The 18,917-nt window shown below is 66.5% G+C and carries 11 protein-coding genes; 6 read left to right on the top strand and 5 right to left on the bottom strand.

Annotated elements, in window-relative coordinates; genetic code table 11:
• Window positions 1–108 precede the first annotated feature (108 nt).
• The 3 genes from HOP12_01395 to HOP12_01385 are packed head-to-tail and all read left to right on the top strand — an operon-like array spanning window position 109 to window position 5,717.
• The gene (locus tag HOP12_01395; protein NOT32802.1) at window positions 109–1,407 is read left to right on the top strand and encodes a TolC family protein; all 1,299 of its coding nucleotides are present in this window, start codon (window positions 109–111) and stop codon (window positions 1,405–1,407) included.
• Window positions 1,404–2,489 carry an HlyD family efflux transporter periplasmic adaptor subunit gene (locus HOP12_01390; protein NOT32801.1) on the top strand — a complete coding sequence of 362 codons (1,086 nt, stop codon included), beginning with the start codon at window positions 1,404–1,406 and terminating at the stop codon, window positions 2,487–2,489. Before HOP12_01395 ends, HOP12_01390 begins: the two co-directional genes overlap by 4 nt.
• A gap of 15 nt (window positions 2,490–2,504) precedes the next feature.
• Window positions 2,505–5,717, top strand: a complete 3,213-nt coding sequence (locus HOP12_01385; protein ID NOT32800.1) for a CusA/CzcA family heavy metal efflux RND transporter — start codon at window positions 2,505–2,507, stop codon at window positions 5,715–5,717.
• Between the two features lie 87 nt (window positions 5,718–5,804).
• Here HOP12_01385 and HOP12_01380 read toward each other — a convergent pair whose 3' ends face one another.
• Window positions 5,805–8,237 (bottom strand): heavy metal translocating P-type ATPase, encoded by a 2,433-nt coding sequence (locus tag HOP12_01380; GenBank protein NOT32799.1) that lies wholly within the window; start codon window positions 8,235–8,237, stop codon window positions 5,805–5,807.
• Between the two features lie 186 nt (window positions 8,238–8,423).
• On the opposite strand from HOP12_01380, the gene HOP12_01375 reads away from it, so the two are divergent.
• Window positions 8,424–9,479 (top strand): EamA family transporter, encoded by a 1,056-nt coding sequence (locus HOP12_01375; protein ID NOT32798.1) that lies wholly within the window; start codon window positions 8,424–8,426, stop codon window positions 9,477–9,479.
• Here the strand turns inward: HOP12_01375 and HOP12_01370 are convergent.
• The 3 genes from HOP12_01370 to HOP12_01360 are packed head-to-tail and all read right to left on the bottom strand — an operon-like array spanning window position 9,427 to window position 15,283.
• Window positions 9,427–12,552: an efflux RND transporter permease subunit gene (locus HOP12_01370; GenBank protein ID NOT32797.1), complete on the bottom strand. Its 3,126-nt coding sequence runs from the start codon at window positions 12,550–12,552 to the stop codon at window positions 9,427–9,429. The two genes, HOP12_01375 and HOP12_01370, sit on opposite strands and share 53 nt — an antisense overlap.
• Before the next feature lie 14 nt (window positions 12,553–12,566).
• Entirely contained in the window at window positions 12,567–14,075 is a 1,509-nt protein-coding gene (locus HOP12_01365) for an efflux RND transporter periplasmic adaptor subunit (protein NOT32796.1), read from the bottom strand.
• Entirely contained in the window at window positions 14,075–15,283 is a 1,209-nt protein-coding gene (locus HOP12_01360) for a TolC family protein (GenBank protein ID NOT32795.1), read from the bottom strand. Before HOP12_01360 ends, HOP12_01365 begins: the two co-directional genes overlap by 1 nt.
• A 527-nt stretch (window positions 15,284–15,810) precedes the next feature.
• Between HOP12_01360 and HOP12_01355 the strand changes: the two genes are divergently transcribed.
• Window positions 15,811–16,500, top strand: coding sequence for a hypothetical protein (locus HOP12_01355; GenBank protein ID NOT32794.1), 690 nt, complete (start codon window positions 15,811–15,813; stop codon window positions 16,498–16,500).
• Between the two features lie 185 nt (window positions 16,501–16,685).
• The gene (locus HOP12_01350; protein NOT32793.1) at window positions 16,686–17,474 is read left to right on the top strand and encodes a hypothetical protein; all 789 of its coding nucleotides are present in this window, start codon (window positions 16,686–16,688) and stop codon (window positions 17,472–17,474) included.
• Between the two features lie 613 nt (window positions 17,475–18,087).
• Here HOP12_01350 and HOP12_01345 read toward each other — a convergent pair.
• Window positions 18,088–18,917 (bottom strand): hypothetical protein (locus tag HOP12_01345; GenBank protein ID NOT32792.1); only part of this gene is annotated, 830 nt, incomplete at its 5' end.

Raw genomic sequence — 18,917 nt, 5'->3', positions numbered from 1 at the left:
GGCTGGCCCACCGCACCGACTCACCGTCAGGTGCCGCCACTCCGATCCCCCGCGAGGTACGGCTGGTCCACGCCGCAACCGCGCCCATTCACTCACCGGGAACGAGCCATGAAGCGATCCGCTTTCCTCTTCACGCTGTGCCTGCTCGCGATTGCGCGCCCACATCCCGCTCGAGCGGCCGATGGAGCGCCGGCCGGTGTCGTCGTTCCAGTCGTTCTCAGTCTGAGTGACGCACTGCAACTCGCGCTCACTTCGAATCCCAGACTTCAAGCGCTGGGCTGGGAGGTTCGAATCGCCGAGGGGCGTGCCTTGCAAGCCGGTGCGCGCCCCAATCCTGTGATCTCAGCCGAGCTCGAGAATGCGGGGGGAACCGAACCCGGGCTCTCGAATTCCGAGACGACACTTTCGATCGGACAGCTGCTCGAACTCGGCGGAAAGCGCTCGGCCCGTCTTGGCGTCGCACGCGCGGACCAATCGGTCCTCGCTCTCGACGTTCGGGGCGAACGGTTCGCCCTGATGGGCGAAGTGACGAGGCGCTACATTGAGTCGCTCGCGGTCGATCAGTCGTTGGCACTCACCGAGGAGGAGGTGCGGTCAGCCGAGGAGGCCTCCTCGACGACCGCACAACGCGTCACCGCGGGTGCGGCCCACCCGGTCGAACGTCGACGCGCCGACGTCGAGCTGACGAATCTCAAGTTGGATCGGACGATTCTCCAATCCGACGCCCTGCTCGCGCGCTCGAGACTCTCCTTGCTGTGGGGCGAACCGCAGCCCCGCTTCGAGCGACTGTCGGGGACTCTCGGCAGCCTGCCGGCGCTTCCGAACCTGGACTCGCTGTCGCTTCGAGCAGAGTCCTCCCCGGTGCTCGCGCGCTGGCGCGCCGAGCAAGCCGCACGGCAAATGCGGCTCGAGCTCGAGCGCTCTCGCCGGATTCCGGACCTCACGGCACAGGCAGGCATTCGACAACTCTCCGAGTCCGACGGGCACACCTTCGTCGCCGGAATCTCGCTTCCCGTTCCGCTCTTCGATCGCAATCGTGGAGCGATCGAACAGGCCTCCGCCGCGCTGTCACAGGCGCCGAGCGCGGAGGCTCAAGCCCGACTCGACGTGAGGCAGTCGCTGGCCGAGGGGCACGCCTCGCTTCGGCGTTCGGCGGTCAAGCTCGAGACCCTGCGCCGCGACGTGCTTCCGGAAGCCCAGCGCGCGTACGAGGAGATGCGGGTCGGATTCGAACGCGGGCGGTTTGCCTATCTCGACCTGCTCGACGCTCGACGCACCTGGCTCCGGGCAAAGCGCGAAGAACTTCAGACACTTCTCGTGGCGCATCTGGCGGTCGCGGATCTCGAACGACTCCTGGGTGGCCCACTCGATGCGAATTCCAATCCAGAAAGAGGACTCGACCGATGAGTCGTGCCGCAACGATCAGGATCATCGGGCTGCTGGCGCTCGTGTTCCTCGCTGCTTCCTGCTCCAAGCCATCGCAGGCGCCAGAATCGAAAGGCGCCGAGAGCGCCGCGAGTGAGAAGGGAGACGCTCACGAACACGCCGAGGATCCCGGTCACACGGAACCGGAGCACTCCGAGGCAGCGCACTCTGAAGGCGGGCACTCCGAGGCAGGGCACCCCGAGGCAGGGCACTCCGAGGCAGGGCACTCCGAGGCGGAGCCCGAGGAAGGACACGTCAAACTGTCTCGCGAGTCACAGATTGCCTCCGGCATCGAGGTGCAAGTCGCCGGCGCTCGCCGCCTGCGCGTCACGCTCGATCTTCCGGGTGAAGTCGTTCCGAATGCGGATCGACTGGCGCACATCGTTCCGCGCTTCCCCGGCATCGTCCGTGAGGTTAAGAAGGGACTCGGACAGCAGGTTCATGCGGGCGAAGAGCTGGCGGTGATCGAAGGCAACCAGAGCCTTTCGACCTACGTCGTGAACTCGCTCATCTCCGGAACCGTGATCGAGAAGCATGTGACGCTCGGCGAGTTCGTGCGGGACGATCAGGACATCTACGTCGTCGCCGATCTGTCCTCCGTGTGGGTCAACGTCGCCGTCTATGCCCGCGATGTCGCGCAAGTCCGTCGCGGTCAGACCGTGTTCGTCGAGTCCGTCGGAGTCGGACCCTCCACTCGAGGCGTGATCGACTACGTGGGAGCGGTCGTCGGTGAAGCCACCCGAGCCGCAACGGCCCGCGTCGCCATTCCCAATCGGGAACTGAGGTGGCGCCCCGGAATGTTCGTCACCGCACGAGTCGTGGTGAACGAGCGAGAGGTTTCCGTGGCGGTGCCGGACGGATCCGTGCAGCGGGTGGAAGAGCGGGACTGCGTCTTCATCGCGGATGCCGACGGCTTCGAGGCGCGCGCGGTCAAGCTGGGACGCACCGACGGAGAGTGGATCGAGATCCTGTCGGGACTGAAGTCCGGCGAGCGGTACGTCTCGCGCGCGAGCTTCGTTCTCAAATCCGAACTTCAGAAGTCCGAAGCCGGCCACGGGCATTGAAAGGAAGCCAACCGCATGGAACGCATCATTTCATTCTCGATTCGACAGCGCTGGCTCGTTCTGCTCGCGACCCTCGGGATGGCTGCGCTGGGGCTCTACAGTTTCGGCCACCTGCCCATCGACGCGGTGCCGGACATCACCAACGTTCAGGTGCAGATCAACACTCCGGTCGAGGCGTTGTCGCCGCTCGAGGTCGAGAAACGCATCACCTTCCCGATCGAGTGGGCGATGGGCGGAATCCCGGGCGTCGAGCAGGTGCGGTCGCTGTCGCGATACGGGCTCTCGCAGCTCACGGTCATCTTCAAAGACGGGACCGACATCTACTTCGCTCGCCAGCTCGTGAATCAGCGACTGCAGGAGGCGAGAGAGAGTCTGCCGAGCGGGGTCGAGCCTACGATGGGACCCATTTCGAGTGGCCTCGGTGAAATCTTCATGTGGACGGTCGAGGCCGAGACATCCGCGAGAAGGCCGGACGGTCGCCGCTACACGTTGACCGATCTTCGGACCATTCAGGACTGGTTCGTCCGGCCGCAGGTGAGAACCGTCCCCGGGGTGACCGAGGTCAACTCGATCGGTGGCTTCGAGAAGCAGTTCCACGTCACGCCGGACCCGGCGAAACTCCTCGCCCATGGACTGTCCTTTCGCGACGTATTCGAGGCGCTCGCTCGCAACAATTCGAACGCGGGCGCCGGCTACATCGAGCATGGCGACGAGCAATACCTGATTCGTTCCACCGGACTCGTTCAGACGCTTGCGGACATCGAGAACGTCGTGTTGCGTACTTCCGATGGAACACCTGTGCGAGTGCGTGACGTTGCGACCGTGGAGATCGGTCAGGAGCTGCGTACCGGTGCGGCGACCGACCGCGGCGAGGAAGCGGTGCTCGGCACCGCCATCATGCTGATCGGCGAAAACAGCCGGACGGTCTCGAAGCGCGTCGCCGAGAAGATGGAAGACGTCAACCGCTCGCTGCCTGACGGACTCCGCACCCGCACGCTCTACGACCGCACCTATCTGGTCGAAGCAACGCTCCGGACGGTCCGCAACAATCTCTTCGAGGGCGCGCTGCTGGTCGTCGTGGTGCTGTTCCTGCTGCTGGGCAATCTTCGCGCTGCGCTGATCGTGGCGATGGCGATTCCGTTCTCGATGCTGTTCGCCATCACCGGCATGGTTCAGAGAAACATCAGTGGCAACCTCATGAGTCTCGGAGCCATCGACTTCGGCATCATCGTCGACGGCGCGGTCGTCATGGTCGAGAACATCGTTCGACGATTCGCGCATCGACAGCGCGACCTGGGCCGACTCCTCTCCCATCGCGAGCGACTGGAGGAAGCGTTTCTGAGTTCCCGGGAGGTCGCCCGGCCGACGCTGTTCGGAGTCGCCATCATCATGATCGTCTACTTGCCGATCCTCACCCTGTCGGGAATCGAAGGCAGAATGTTCAAGCCGATGGCGTCCGTCGTGCTCCTGGCGCTCGCCGGAGCGCTGATCCTCACGTTCACGTTCGTGCCGGCGGCGGTTGCCGTCTTCCTGCGCGGCCGCGTCGCCGAGGACGAGAACTTCCTGCTTCGATTCGCGCGCCGCGCCTACGAGCCTGCGCTCGAGTGGGCGCTACGCCGCCGCGGACTGATCCTCGGCGCGGCGGCGGTACTCGTCGTCGCATGCGGATTCCTGGCCTCACGCATGGGCAGCGAATTCGTTCCGAAGCTCGGAGAAGGAGCGCTCGCGATTCAGCCCGCGCGCATTCCTTCCATCAGCCTCAGGGCGAGCGTCGCCATGCAGAAGCAGGTCGAAACTCTCATTCGGCGCGAGTTTCCGGACGAGGTGTCGGACATCTTCGCTCGTACCGGGACGGCCGAAATCGCGACCGATCCGATGGGTCCGAACGTTTCGGACACCTACGTGATGCTGACCCCTCGATCGAAGTGGAAGAAGGCTCGAACGCAGGAGGAACTCGCCGAGGCGATCGAAGAGAAGGTCAAACTCCTCGCGGGGCAGAACTTCGAGATCAGCCAGCCGATCGAGCTACGGTTCAACGAACTCATCGCAGGCGTGCGCAGCGATCTGGCGGTGAAGGTCTTCGGCGACGATCTCGCGACCATGACCGTGGCGGCCAATCGCATCTCGCGAATTCTGTCCTCGATTCGGGGCGCCGCTGACGTCAAGGTCGAGCAGACGGCCGGACTACCGGTGCTGACCGTCGACGTGGACCGCGAAGCGATTGCGCGCTACGGCCTCAGCGTCGCAGACGTGCAGGAACTGGTTTCGACGGCGACCGGCGGAAGCACGGTCGGCGAGGTGCTCGAGGGCGATCAGCGATTCGATCTGGTGGTTCGCCTGCCGGAGCACATCCGACGTGACCTGCACGCGATCGAGAGCCTTCCGGTTCCGATTCCAGCCTCCGAGCCGCAGCCCCAGGCACTCGCGCTCGCTTCCTCGAGTCACTCGGAGGCCCATCGGGCACACGTCCCCCTCGGGGCCGTCGCCCGGATCTCTCTGCTGGAAGGTCCCAACCAGGTGAGCCGCGAGGACGGCAAGCGACGCGTTGTCGTGCAGGCGAACGTGCGCGGCCGCGACCTCGGCACTTTCGTCGCGGAAGCTCAGCGACGCGTTCAGCAGGAGGTGCAACTCCCACCCGGCTACTGGATTCGGTGGGGCGGCCAGTTCGAGAATCTGGCGGCCGCCCGGAACCGGCTCGCCGTGGTCGTGCCGCTGGCACTCTTTCTGATCCTCGTGCTGCTGTTCATGACCTTCGGCTCGATTCCGCAGACTCTGCTCGTGTTCACCGGCGTGCCGCTCGCACTCACCGGAGGAATCATCGCCCTCGCCATCCGCGGCCTGCCGCTTTCCATTTCGGCCGGCGTCGGATTCATCGCGCTCTCGGGGGTCGCGGTCTTGAACGGCCTCGTGATCGTCAGTTTCATCAACGCACTGCGCGATCGCGGAGTACCACTCGATCAGGCGATTCGAGAAGGATCGGTGACCCGACTCCGGCCCGTGTTGATGACCGCCCTCGTTGCGAGCCTCGGCTTCGTCCCGATGGCTCTCGCCCACGGCACCGGCGCCGAAGTGCAGCGACCGCTCGCGACCGTCGTGATCGGCGGGATCATCTCATCCACCCTGCTCACTCTGATCGTCATCCCCGTCCTCTATCGCCTGCTCGCTTCGCGAGCGAAGGCGGCCGGAACCGATCACGAGGCGACAGCACCTGCGGGAGAGTCGGCATGAAGGAGACCGAAGCGATCGTTCAACCCTTCATGATGCCGGTGGTCCTCGGTCATTCGCACGACTCCCGGCCGGGGCGGACACGGCGACTCATGCGTCTGCTCCACTTCGCGCATCGAATCCGCGCAGGCGGAGTGCGTTGCCGATCACCGAGACCGAGCTGAAGCTCATGGCCGCGGCCGCGATCGCCGGGCTCAGGAGCAGACCGATGGCGGGATAGAGCAAGCCCGCGGCCACCGGCACTCCGAGTGCGTTGTAGAGGAACGCGAACCACAGATTCTGACGAATGTTGCGCATCGTGGCTTCACTCAAGCGCCGGGCGCGCACGATGCCACGCAGGTCGCCCTGGACGAGCGTCACGCCCGCACTTTCCATGGCGACGTCCGTGCCGCTGCCCATCGCGATCCCCACCTGTGCCTGAGCGAGAGCGGGCGCGTCGTTGACGCCATCGCCCGCCATGGCGACGACACGCCCCTCGGACTGAAGTCGCTGGATCACCGCGACCTTCTGCTCCGGCAGCACCCCGGCAATGACCTGGTCGATCCCGAGTTGCTTCCCGACCGCCTCGGCGGTGGTGCGACTATCCCCCGTCAGCATGATCACCCGCACGCCCACCGCGTGCAGGGCCTCGATCGCCTGTGGAGTCGTCGGCTTGATCGGATCCCCGATTCCGAGCCACCCGACCACGGCATCGTCGACGACGAGGAACACCACGGTCTGTCCCTCGCGCCGAAGCGCCTCGCCCTGCTCCTCGAGCGACGGAGACGCGAGCCCCTGTTCCTTCAAGAGCGCGGCGTTCCCCAGCGCGACCCGTCGGCCGCCGACCACGCCGGTCACGCCACGACCGGTGTGAGAGGCGAAGCCGTCGATCCGTTCCAGTGCCACGCCGCGTTGCTTCGCGGCGCCGAGAATCGCAGCGGCCAGCGGGTGCTCGCTGCCCTGCTCGAGGCTGGCCGCGAGCTGCAGCAGCTCGTCCTCGCGCTGTCCGATCGCCGGCACGACCTGGAGCACGCTCGGCTTGCCTTCGGTCAGCGTGCCGGTCTTGTCGACGACGAGCGTGTCCACCGCTCGCAACAGCTCGATCGCCTCGGCGTTGCGAAACAGCACTCCCATGCTGGCGCCCTTGCCGGTCGCCACCATGATCGACATGGGGGTGGCGAGACCGAGCGCACATGGGCACGCGATGATGAGCACGGCGACGGCATTGACGATCGCGTACGCCATCCGCGGCTCGGGGCCCACCAGCGCCCACGTGGTGAAGCTGCCGATCGCGACCAGCACCACGGACGGTACGAACCACGCGGAAACGCGATCGGCGAGCCGCTGGATCGGCGCGCGGCTGCGCTGTGCCTGCGCCACCATCTGCACGATGCGCGACAACAGCGTGTCGGCCCCGACCTTCTCGGCGCGCATCACGAGAGATCCCGTGCCGTTGACCGTGCCGCCGATGATGAGCGCTCCCACCTGCTTCTCCACTGGAATCGGTTCACCGGACACCAGTGACTCGTCGACCGAGCTGTGCCCCTCGACCACGATGCCGTCGACGGGAACCTTCTCGCCCGGCCGCACTCGCAACCGATCTCCCACCTGAACGTGCTCGAGTGGAACGTCGTGCTCGGTGCCGTCGGCCCCGATGCGGCGAGCGGTGGTGGGCGCGAGACCGAGCAACGCGCGAATCGCGGCGCCGGTGTGGCCGCGTGCCCGCAGTTCCATGACCTGGCCGAGCAGCACGAGTGTGACGATGACGGCAGCGGCCTCGAAATACGTACCGACTCGTCCGAAATCATCGCGAAACGAGGTCGGAAAGGCATGCGGCGCCAATACGGCGATGACGCTGTAGACGAACGCCACGCCGACGCCGAGAGCGATGAGCGTGAACATGTTCGGACTGCGGTTCGTGATCGACTGCCAGCCGCGCACGAAGAACGGCCAGCCGCCCCACGCGACGACCGGCGTGGCGAGTGCGAGTTCGAACCAGCCCATCGCGACCGGTGGCATCAGGCGATGAAGCGGTTCGCCGGGCAACAGCGCGCCGACCATCAGGGCGAGCAGCGGCGCGGTGACGAGTGCGCACCATTTGAAGCGGCGGCTCATGTCATTCAGCTCGGCGTTCTCGGGCTCCTCGAGCGTGACCTCGGCCGGTTCGAGCGCCATGCCACAGATCGGGCACGAGCCCGAGGCGGCACGAACGACCTCGGGATGCATCGGACAGGTCCAGGTCGACACCGCGGTCGCGGAGTCCGTGGAGCCAGGATGAGACTGCGGCCGAATCGCGACCTGAGTGAGCGGAAGTACCGCTGCGGATTCGACCAGCGCGCTCGCAATTTGGCGGGCCGGGTCGGCCGCAAATTTGGTGCGGCAGCCCGCGCAGCAAAAGTGATACTTCGTTCCGAGGTGCACGTAGAGATGCGGCGAGTCGCTGCGCACCGTCATGCCACAGACCAGATCGCGCTCGGTTCTCGTCGTCTCTGCTGAGACTGGTGGTGGGCGGCGAGTCATCGGTGACTCCTGCTGCTGGCTCATTGGGTAGTGAAAGTCGAATCGGTCACTCACTCAATCTTGCTCGGCTTCGCTCCGATGCTGCAGCGCCGACCATGCATCCTGTACCTGGGAATCGATGCGAGGCAACTCTTCGCCTCGACTCCCCAGATCGTCGGCGCCGCGATGGAACCGATGGCCTCGGGCGTCGTCGCATGCTTCAATGCCGTCATGATCGAGCGCACAGCCCCCCGCATTCACACGCTGTTGCCGGCGCTCGTCTGCCTGCTGGCGGCGATCCTGTTCGGCGCCTCAACGCCCATCGCCAAAGCCCTCCTTACCTCCGTCGGCCCGTTCACGCTTGCCGGGCTTCTCTACCTGGGCGGAGCGCTCGGCGTCCTGCCATTCGCATTCCGCGGCGGCTCGCCCGAATTGCGACGCGATCGGCGGCAGCACCGCATGCTCGCGCTCGCGGTGCTCTTCGGCGGGGGTCTCGGTCCCGTGCTCCTGCTGTTCGGGCTGCGGGCCGCCCCGGCGGCCTCGGTCGCCCTGTGGCTCAACGTCGAAACGGTGGCGACCGCGATCATCGCGTGGGGGTTGTTCCGCGAGCATCTCGATCGGCGAACGGTGCTGGCTGCGGCCGTGGTGCTCGCCGGAGGTGTGCTGCTGGCTGCCCCGGAAGGTGCCGCGGGATGGCGCGCTGGCACGTTGGTGGCGCTCGCGTGTGTGTGCTGGGGCCTCGACAACAATCTCACCGCACTCGTGAGCGGCTACACGCCCGCGCAGACCACCGTGATCAAGGGCATCGGCGCGGGCACGGTCAACCTCGCGATCGGGCTCTCGGTCGAGGGGCACGTTCCACCGCTCACCTCGGCGCTCATCGCCCTGGTGGTCGGCGCCTTCAGCTATGGATTTTCGATCATGTTCTACATCTCGGGCGCGCAACAGCTCGGGGCGAGTCGTTCTCAACTGCTGTTCTCGACCTCGCCCTTCGTCGGCATGCTGCTCGCCTGGTTCATGTTCGGCGAGTCGGCCACGATCGTTCAATTCGGAGCCGCCGGGCTCATGGTCGCGGGCATCGCGCTCATGCTGACTTCGCGCCACGAACACGAGCACACTCATGAGGTCCTGTCGCACACGCACGAGCACCGGCACGATGACGGGCACCACCTGCACGTTCATCCCGGGCTACCGGCGTGGGTGAGACACACGCACGCGCACGCGCACGATCCCCTTACCCATTCGCATCCGCATGCGCCGGACCTCCATCACCGCCACGATCACTGACTCGCCTTTCTCCATGACGCAGGAACAGCACCGGCACCAGCACCATGTTGAGGAACGTCGAGGTCACGAGCCCCCCGAGGATGACCTGCCCCATCGGGCTCTGGATCTCGTTACCGGGCTTGCCGCCCGCGATCACGAGCGGGATGAGCGCGAGCCCCGCTGCCAGTGCGGTCATCACCACCGGTGCGAGGCGCTCCATCGACCCGCGACGCACCGCCTCCTCGACCGGCAGGCCTTCCTCACCCATCAGATGCTGATAGTGCGAAACCAGCAGCACACCGTTACGCGTTGCGATGCCGAACAGCGTGATGAATCCAACCAGCGCCGCGATGCTGAGCCCGCTGCCTCCCAGTGAGATCGCGAATACGCCGCCGATCACCGCGAGCGGCAGGTTGACGAGTACGATCGTCGCGTGTCGGAGGCGTCGGAACGCGATGAAGAGCAGGCCGTACATGGCGACCAGAATCAGCACCGAGATGAGTGCCAGGTTTCGCACACTCGACGCCGCTTCCTCGAACTGGCCGCCGTAGACGAGGCGGTAGCCGGTAGGCAACGTCACCTCGGCGTCGATCCGTCGCGCGACCTCTTCTACGGTGCCTGCCAGATCTGCCCCCGCGATATTCGCGGTGAGCATCGCGACACGCTGAACGTCCTCGCGTCGGATCAGGCTCGGCCCCAGGTCGAAGCGAACGCGTGCGACCTCGCCGAGCGGAATGATGCTTCCGTTCGGCTTCGTCACCGGCAGACTCGCGATCTGCTCGCGGTCTCGTCGAAGGCCCGCAGGGAAGCGAGCAACCACGCGGGAGATCACCCCCTCCTCCGTGATCTGTCCGACCTCGGTCCCCTGGAACGACGCTTCGACCGTTCGAGCGAGCGAGGCGGCGGTCACTCCGTGTCGTGCCATGGCGGCACGATCGAATTCGATCAGAAGTTGCGGGATGCTCGCCTGCTCCTGGTTGCCGAGGTCCACGATGCCGGGCACCTCGGCGAGCACGCGCTGCGCCGCGGACGCCAGTCCGCGCAGCACCGACAGATCGGGCCCGAAGATCTTGACCGCGAGACTCGACTTGCTGCCGGAGATCATGTGATCGATCCGGTGGCTGATCGGTTGGCCAAAACTCACCTGTGCTCCGGGAAGAGCGGCGACCGACTTCCGCATCTCTTCGAGCAGGCGTTCTTTCGGTCGCCCGCTGCGGAGCACCACCTCCATCTCCGAGGCGTTGACGCCCTGCACGTGTTCGTCCTTCTCGGCGCGGCCGGTACGGCGACTGGTGGAGACGACTTCCGGGAACGCGAGCAGCGCCTTTTCGACCTCGCGACCGATCGCATCGCTTTCGTCCAGCGTGATGCCGGGCGCGCTCACCACCGACACGGTGAGCGATCCCTCGTTGAATGGGGGCAGAAAGCCGCGGCCGAGAAACGGCAGGATGGCGAGCGCGCTGGCGAGCAGCACGAGCGTGAATGCATAGACGCGGCGCGGATGGGCGATTGCGCTCTCGAGGCTTCGCGCGTACAGGGCCTTGAGCTTTCGCAGCAGCCACGGCTCACCGGTCTCGACCACGCGCGAGTTAGCCAGCATCAGGTAGCAGAGGACCGGAGTGACGGTGAGCGACACAAGGAACGACGCAACGAGCGCCGTGATGTAGGCGAGACCCAGCGGGCGCAGCAGGCGGCCCTCCATGCCCGGCAGCAGGAACAGCGGAACGAACACCAGCGCGATGATCAGCGTGGCGTAGAAGATGGCGCCGCGCACTTCGGATGAGGCGCCGTACACGACTTCGAGGGCGTTTCGCCGCGTCCCTTCGGGCTTCTGGTGCTCGAGTCGCAATCGCCTCAGGACGTTTTCGATGTCGATGATCGCATCGTCCACGAGCACACCGATCCCTATCGTGAGCCCGCCCAGCGTCATGGTGTTGATCGTGATGCCGAAGGCGGAGAACACGAGAATGCCAGCCACCAGCGACAGCGGGATCGCGAGCGCCATGATGAAGGTGGTGCGAACGTTGCCGAGGAACAGAAAGAGGACGGCAACGACCAGGAGGGCACCGTCGCGCAACGCAGCGGTGACGTTGTGGATCGCGATCTCGATGAAGTCGGCCTGGCGAAAGTTCTCCTTCTCGATCGTGACGCCGGCCGGGAGCGTGGGGGCGAGCCGTTCGAGCGCGCCGTCGATTTCACGGGTGAGCGCAAGCGTGTTCGCGCCCGGTTGCTTCTGCACACTCAGGATCACGGCCGGGCGGGTCCCGTAGGAAGCCGTGCCGCGCTTGGGCTCGGGACCGACCCGAACCGTCGCGACGCTCCCGACCGTGATCGGAGTGCCGCCTCGTGAGTCGATCACGGCGGAGGCGAGATCTTCGGAGCCGCGTGCACGGCCCAGACCTCGAACCAGGTATTCCTGTCCCTGGTCGACATGGAATCCCGCCGCCGGATCGCGAGTGGCATCGTTGAGCGCGTCGGCAACCTGATCGAGAGAGACACCGAGCTGCGCCAAGCGCTGCGGATCCACCTCGACTTGAAATTCGCGCAGGTCCCCGCCGATCGGTTTGACCTGAGAGATGCCGGGCACCGAGAGCAGCGACCGGCGCACCGTGGTCTCGGCGATACGCCTCAACTCCAGCGAACCGAGCTGGGGGTCGGAGGACGTGAGTGCAATGAACGTGATCTCCCCCATGATCGAGCTGACCGGTCCCAGCTCCGGAGCACTCACGGTGGCCGGCAGCGCGACGCCCTGAACGCGCTCGGCGACCACCTGCCGTGCCCGATAGACATCCTGGCCCCACTGGAACTCGACCCAGATTACCGAGATGCCAGCGGCCGAGACTGATCGAACCCGACGCACACCGGACGCGCCGTTGAGTGCCGACTCGAGCGGAAACGTCACCAGCAGCTCGACTTCTTCCGGCGCCATTCCGCGAGTCTCGGTCAACACCGTGACGCTCGGAGCAGTCAGGTCGGGAAAGATGTCGACGGGAATGCCTGGGATGACGAACATCCCGATGATGAGCAGGATCGCCGAGGCAGCGAGCACCAGGACGCGGTGCTTGAGCGAGCCGGCGATGATCGAATTGAGCATGGTTCCTCCGCCGGCTAGTGAACGTGACCTTCGACCTCTCCCGATGACATCTGTGCGGATCGTCGGACCGCCGCAGCACCGCGGGTGACGATGCGGTCCGCGGGCCCGACCCCCTCGACCATCACGTGATCGCCCTGCCGCCCGAGGATTCGCACCTCGCGCCGCACGAAGCTCTCCCCTTCGGACTGGACGTAGACGACCGTGACTCCCGCGTCGTCAACGATGGACTCCCGCGGAATGACGATTCCGATTCGCGCTCCGGACAGGAGAATCTCGGCCTGAACCGCGGCTCCGACGCGAAGTTCCCCGGCACCTCGCACCTCGACGATGGCCTGCACGAGCCCGGTCGCTCGATCCACCTCGGGGGAACGCGAGACCAGACGCATCGATCGGGATTCGAACACCACGGGTGGCTGCTCCGGCCCGCCCTGGATGACGAGACCGACCGGTGCGGTATCGAGCGATCCTGCAATCTCGGGACGCAGTCCGATCTCGACCCACAGCGGGTCGGTCTGAACCAGCCGCACGAGGCTCGCACCGGCCACGACCGCCGCACCCGGGGTGATCATTACCTCGGCGATGCGGCCTCCGAACGGCGCGCGCACGGGAATCGTGCGCCCGGTACCGCTCACCGCATCGAGCTCCGATCGAAGCGTGGCTGCGAGCGCTCGCGCCCGATCCAGCTCGGCACGGCTGACGGCATCGGCCGCGAACAACTCCTCGAGTCGCGCGAGTCGATCGCTCGCCAGCTTCCACTGGGATTCGATCTCCGCGAAGCTGCGACCCGAGCCCGCACGCGGGCGCAACTCGACGACTGTGCCGCCGCGGGCGACCGCGAGCCCCACGTGAAGCCGACGCGAGGGGACGACGACACCGTCGAGCGGGGCGGTGAGCACTGCCTCTCCGCCGGCGGCGGGACGTATTCGAGCCGGCCCGCTCACCGACGCCCGCAACGACCCGGGCTCTGCCCATGCGGTCATGAATGGGATGCGCCACTGTTGTTCCTTGAGAAAGCCGACAGGATCACCGCCCGTTGCGGCCGCAGCGCTGGTTACTGCCGGCGGAGGCGGCGCCTCGACGAGACCTCCGGGCCGATCGTGCGAGCCGACCTGAACCCGGCCTGATGGAATTTCTTCGGTGCCGGCCGCGCTCTCGATGCGGAAGACGAGTGCGAACACGCCTTCGGTTTTCGGCTTGATCTCGATCGAGTAGATGCCGGGCCGTAGCGCTTTGGGCTGGGTGAACACTGAACTCGCACCGGTCGAGTCGATCAACACGGCGGAGACGACTCCCTCCGTGAGTGCCGCGAAGCCGTCGAGGATCGTGACATGCGTGTGCGACTTGGCGGTCTCACCGACCGCCAGGGGGTCGGCCTCGGCGAAGATCTCGTAGCGCTTGCCCCACGAGGTCACCGCCCACGGCTCGTGGTCGTGCGGGTGCGATTCCTCTCCCTTCGTGCTGCAGCCGTTCGCGAGCCATGCAAGCGCCGCGAGGGCGGTGATCGTCCAGCCGGTCCGCCGCATCACTTTTCTCCTTCGATCAGCGGCAGCGGCCTCCCGGCCGCGACCTCGAGTTCACGGTGAGCGCTCAGTGCCTCGGCGTAGCACTCGAGTGCCGCCAACTGGCCGCTCAGTACTCCGCGCAGGGTTTCCAGCAAATCCGTCACGTTGCTCTCGCCCGCCCCGAACATCGCCGTCGCGCTCTCGAGGACACGGCTGGCGGCCGACTCCGCGCCGGCTGCCAGCGCCGCGGAGCCGCGCAATGTGGCGTAGGCGGATCGCGCAGCCGCGAGTCCCTCGCGCACCCGAACGGTCTCCAGTTCGCGGCGAGCGCGGGCTGCATCCACCCGCCCGCGAGCCTCGATCCGCTCTCCACGTTGGCGATCGAACAACGGCACCCTCCAGCGGACTCCGTAGGTCTCGCCGTCAAGATCCACGAGGTTGCCGCGCACCGTCTGACGTCCGACGACGAACTCAGGTAGCGACCAGAAGCGAGTCGCGACGCTCGCCGAAGCCTCGGCCTGAAGGAGTACGTGCTCGAGCACCGCGAGGCGAGGAGAAGTCGCTCCGAGCGAGGTGTCGGTGGGGACCGGGGGAAGTGGTGGATGCACGGGGAGCGCCTCCGGCGCGAGTCCCGGCATCCATGCCCGCACCCGTCCGCGCGTGCGCGCGAGTTCGGCAGTCAGTCGAGCAGCCTCGCTTCTGATCTCGGTGCGAGCGAGCGAAAGGCGCAGGGCCGACAGGACCGACGCCTCACCTCGGGATGCTTGAGCTTCGGTCCGGCTTGCGAGCCGGTCCACGAGGTTCGCGAGGCGCTCGACGAGCACTGCGCCGTCCTGGGCGACCGCCCATGCGGCGAACGCTTCGCGCAACTCGGAACGCAACGCGAGTGCGGAGAGTTCGCGCTGGTTCTCGGCAGCGCGGAGGCCCTCCCGCGCTGCGCGATCCTGCGCCCAGTACCGACCGTCGAGTGGCGGCGTCCACGACACACTCCAGGTGTCCTGGCGAGGCTCGCCGCTCAGGGCTTCGCGATCGAAGCCCGCTTCCGGGTTCGACAGGACGCTCGCTCGGGCTCGCACGGCACGTGCGGCCCGGAGCGGCTCGTCGAGCACGGCTCGCACCCGCACGTCACGCGTGGCCGCGTCGAGGAACGAATCTTCCGAGACTTCCGCAGCAGCGCGAACCTCGCTGGCGGCAAGGCACGCCAGCAGCACGAAAACTCCCCTGCACATGGATCCTCCGAACGGAACGGGAAAGGCACACTCGAGCACGGTCGAGGTGCGACGACGACCCGTTCGATCAGAGGCGCAAGATGGAGTGTCGTTCTCGGGAAGAGGGTGCGGTGCACTGCGAGGCGGTGCGCCGCGAGGTCAGAGCGCGCGGCGGAGGCGCGAGCGTGAACCGCTGAACTGCTTCTGCGGCCGGCTCAATCGGGCTGGCATTGCCCGTGACCCGCACCACCGCGCTGCCCGCAACACTCAGCTGGTGTGAGTGATCCGGATCCGGATCAGCCGACCGTTCCGCATCGGCCGGCTGCGAATCATGGTGGTGGTGTTCCGTCGCCGTCACGTGGGCCGCAGCAACGTGCAAGTGGACGAATCCGTTCGAGGCCTGAGCGAGCAAGGCGGCGAACAAGAGCACGAAGATCGCGAGTCGGCGGAGCGTGATGAGCATGAGGCGCGCAGTCTCGACCAGAAGCAGAAGGGTGTCAATCATCGGCCGAAGGCTCGCACCCGGGAGCCTGTGCTAGCCTTCCCGCATGGTGCTTCGCTCGCGCGGCCTTGCGTCGCTTCCGACCCGACGCTGGATCACGGTCCTCACGCTGGGGGCGCTGCTGGTCGCTGCATCCGCCCACGCCGATCGGATTCGTGTCTACTCGATCCAGGGCCTGGACTGCGGCGATTGCGGCAACGTCATCCGCTCGACACTCAAGAGAGTCGATGGCGTGAAGCGAACCGCTTTCGACATTCAGAAGGCCGAGCTCACGGTGACGCTGGCCGATCAGGTCACGGATGAAGCCGTGCTGATTGTGATCGCGAGCTCGGGAGCCGGGTTCAGTGGCACGGTGGGAGCGGGCCAAGGTGCTTATCTTCCGTTCGGGATGTATCCCGCCGGCGCGGATGTCGTGGTCCTGACAGAGAACGGCTCCGTCGTCGGTCCGCTCGAGAGGCTCAGGGTCGCGGGCAAGTACACGGTGTTCGACGTGTATGCCGACTGGTGTGGTCCGTGTCGCGTCGTGGACGCCGAGCTTCGCACGCTCACCGAGCAACGCCGGGATCTCGCGATCCGAAAACTCGACGTGGTGGACTTCAAGTCACCGCTCGCGCGCGAGCTGGGTGCCAGGCTCAAGGCGCTGCCCTACCTGGTGGTCTTTTCACCCGACGGCAAGCGCACGGATCTGGTCGGTGCGAACATTCGGCAACTCGCCTCCGCGCTGCGCTCGCGATGACTCGTCGTTCCATTTTGGCCGGCCTGATCGGCGTGGCGCTCGGATTCTCGCCGGTCGCCGGAGCGACCTGAGCGGGCTGATCGAATCCCAACCTGCCGGTCGGCGGGTCCGCGTGGATCGCACCCGAACCCGGGGCGTGGAGCTACGGAGCGACACTCACCACGACCTCGCTTCGCATCGAGCACGTGCAGTCCGAGGACCCGGGGCTCATCACGCCCTACTGGCATCGCCAACGGTTGCTGGTCGGTGAGCTCGGGATTGCGATGGCGCGCGGGATCGCTCCGGGACCGGGGCTTGCCTTCGCGGTACCGGTGCGAGGTCTTCGCGACCGCATCCGCTTCGAGGACCTGGCGGGGAATCCGTTCGTGCCTCCGGCGCCCGACACGCATCATCGCAACGAGACGCTGTTGCACATCGCAGATCCACAGGTCGCCGCCCTCGTCACCCGGGCAGCGAGCGCGTGGACACTTGCCGCGAGCTTCGGAATTTCGATCCCGGTGGGGCGCACCGAGTCCAATCCGTTCGAGCTCGGAAGACTCGGGCTTCCCCACCAGCACATTCAATTCGGCACCGGCACCTGGGATCCGCTGCTGAGTGTGACTGCGGCGCGCCCGCTCGGTGCCATCGGCATTCACGCGTCGGCTTCTTTCAAACTCACGCTTCATGAAAACTCGCACGGCTATCGCGCGGGAAACCGTTATGGCCTGCGGCTCGGCGCGAGTCGCACGGCCGGGGGCGCGTGGGGCGCGACCGGCGGTCTTGCGCTGGAGCGCGAGAGTCCCGAACGGTGGGATGGCCGGATCGGGGACGAGGGGAATCTCGGACGCACGGATCTGATGCTCACGGCGGGAGTCTCACGGCCGATCGCGCACCTGGGAGCGATCGGGCTCCGAGCGCAGATCCCGCTGAAGACCTGGTCGACGGGTGAGCAGGTCGCGTACCCGCTCATCGTTTCGCTGAGCTGGACCCACTAGCACCCGACCACTGCGTTCGGTCCTCCCGCACTGCAGCCGGCACCGAACTCGAGTGAGGTCACGGCTTCCGCGTGAATCTCGCCTCGGAGTAGAGCGAGAACGGCCGGTCGGGTTCCGCGATCTCGAATCGGAGGCCACGCCGAGCGAGTCCGCGACGTACTGATTCACGAATCCCTCGACGTGAAACTGACGCAGCACGAATCGATGTCGGGCCCGATCCCAGTTGATGAAGCCCCGATCCTCGTGCCTCTCACCCTTCGGATTCTTCGTTTGAGGCGCATACGTCGAGGTGTTCCAAACCTCGATGAAGCGATCGCGAAGCGCAAGGGAGTACTCTCGCTCGATCGTGGAGATTCCTGGCTCGCCGGTGCCCGAACCGGTCCACGCCCCGACGAAGAATCGCATCCGCTCCCAGTGCGCGGTTTTCCCTCCGCCCGACTGCCCGAGCACGGAACCCGTCGCACGACGAGTGAGAGCAGCAAGGTCACGCCGGCGACCATCACACTGTGACGAACGAACAAGTTTGCAAGCCCCTCTGCGAGTTGCGGCTCGCTGACTCGGACGAGACCAACTACCTCACGAACGAGCCTGCGTCCCGGTTACCTCGAACGCCTCACTCCGATTCGAACTCCTCGCTTTCCTCTTCGCACGCTTCGACCCCGAGCGCGCCGCGCCCGCAGGCCACGCATGGCACTCGATAGTGACGCAGTGCCGGCAGCTCCATGAGCGTCGCGAGTCGTCGCGCGGCCACGGCCGGTTCGCCGTGCTCGAGATCCGCGGCCACGGCTTCGAGCGGGGCCGCGATCCAACTTCCGCTCGCTCCCCGAACCGGGGGTTCCGCGCGTAGCGTCACGAGCTGAGAGTGTGCCATTTCACTCGCCAGGGCTTCGACCCGCGTGGCGAGGGCCAGCGAAGCGTAACCGTGGAGTATCAGAGCGCGATCCCAGAACGTATCGAACTCCATCCACTGTTCTGCATCACGCAGCTCGGCCTCGGCGGAAGCGTTGTACTCACGATGCGACCGTTCGACCAGCGCCGAGAACAGCAGTCGCCCCACGGTGTGGTCGCTCCAGTAAGACGACGGCGCGCCGGCGTCGGTACGCGCCGCTTCGATCGCCGCTCGCGGTGCCGGGCCGCTCGTGGTCGCGACGGTTTCAAGCACGCGCAGCGCGGCACGATTCCAGCGTGCCTCGTGGCGCTCGCCCGCCGGTTCGAAGTCCGCGCGCGCGCCATCGAAGTCGAGCCGGCGGGCGCGCAGCGCGCCGCGATTGAGACGCAGCGACGACTCCGCCGGCGTTCCGAGCAGCGCGCGGTCGAAAGCCGCTTCGGCCTCGGCGTGCTCGCCGAGCCGCTGATGCGCGATTCCGAGTGCCGCCCAGGCGCGCGGCGCACCGGCCGCGGGCGCGAGTGCCGCGAGCGCTTCACGCGCCGCCTTCCACTCGC

Source organism: Candidatus Eisenbacteria bacterium (assembly GCA_013140805.1).
Lineage (GTDB): Bacteria > Eisenbacteria > RBG-16-71-46 > RBG-16-71-46 > RBG-16-71-46 > JABFRW01.
This window is presented reverse-complemented; position numbering and strand designations above follow the sequence as displayed.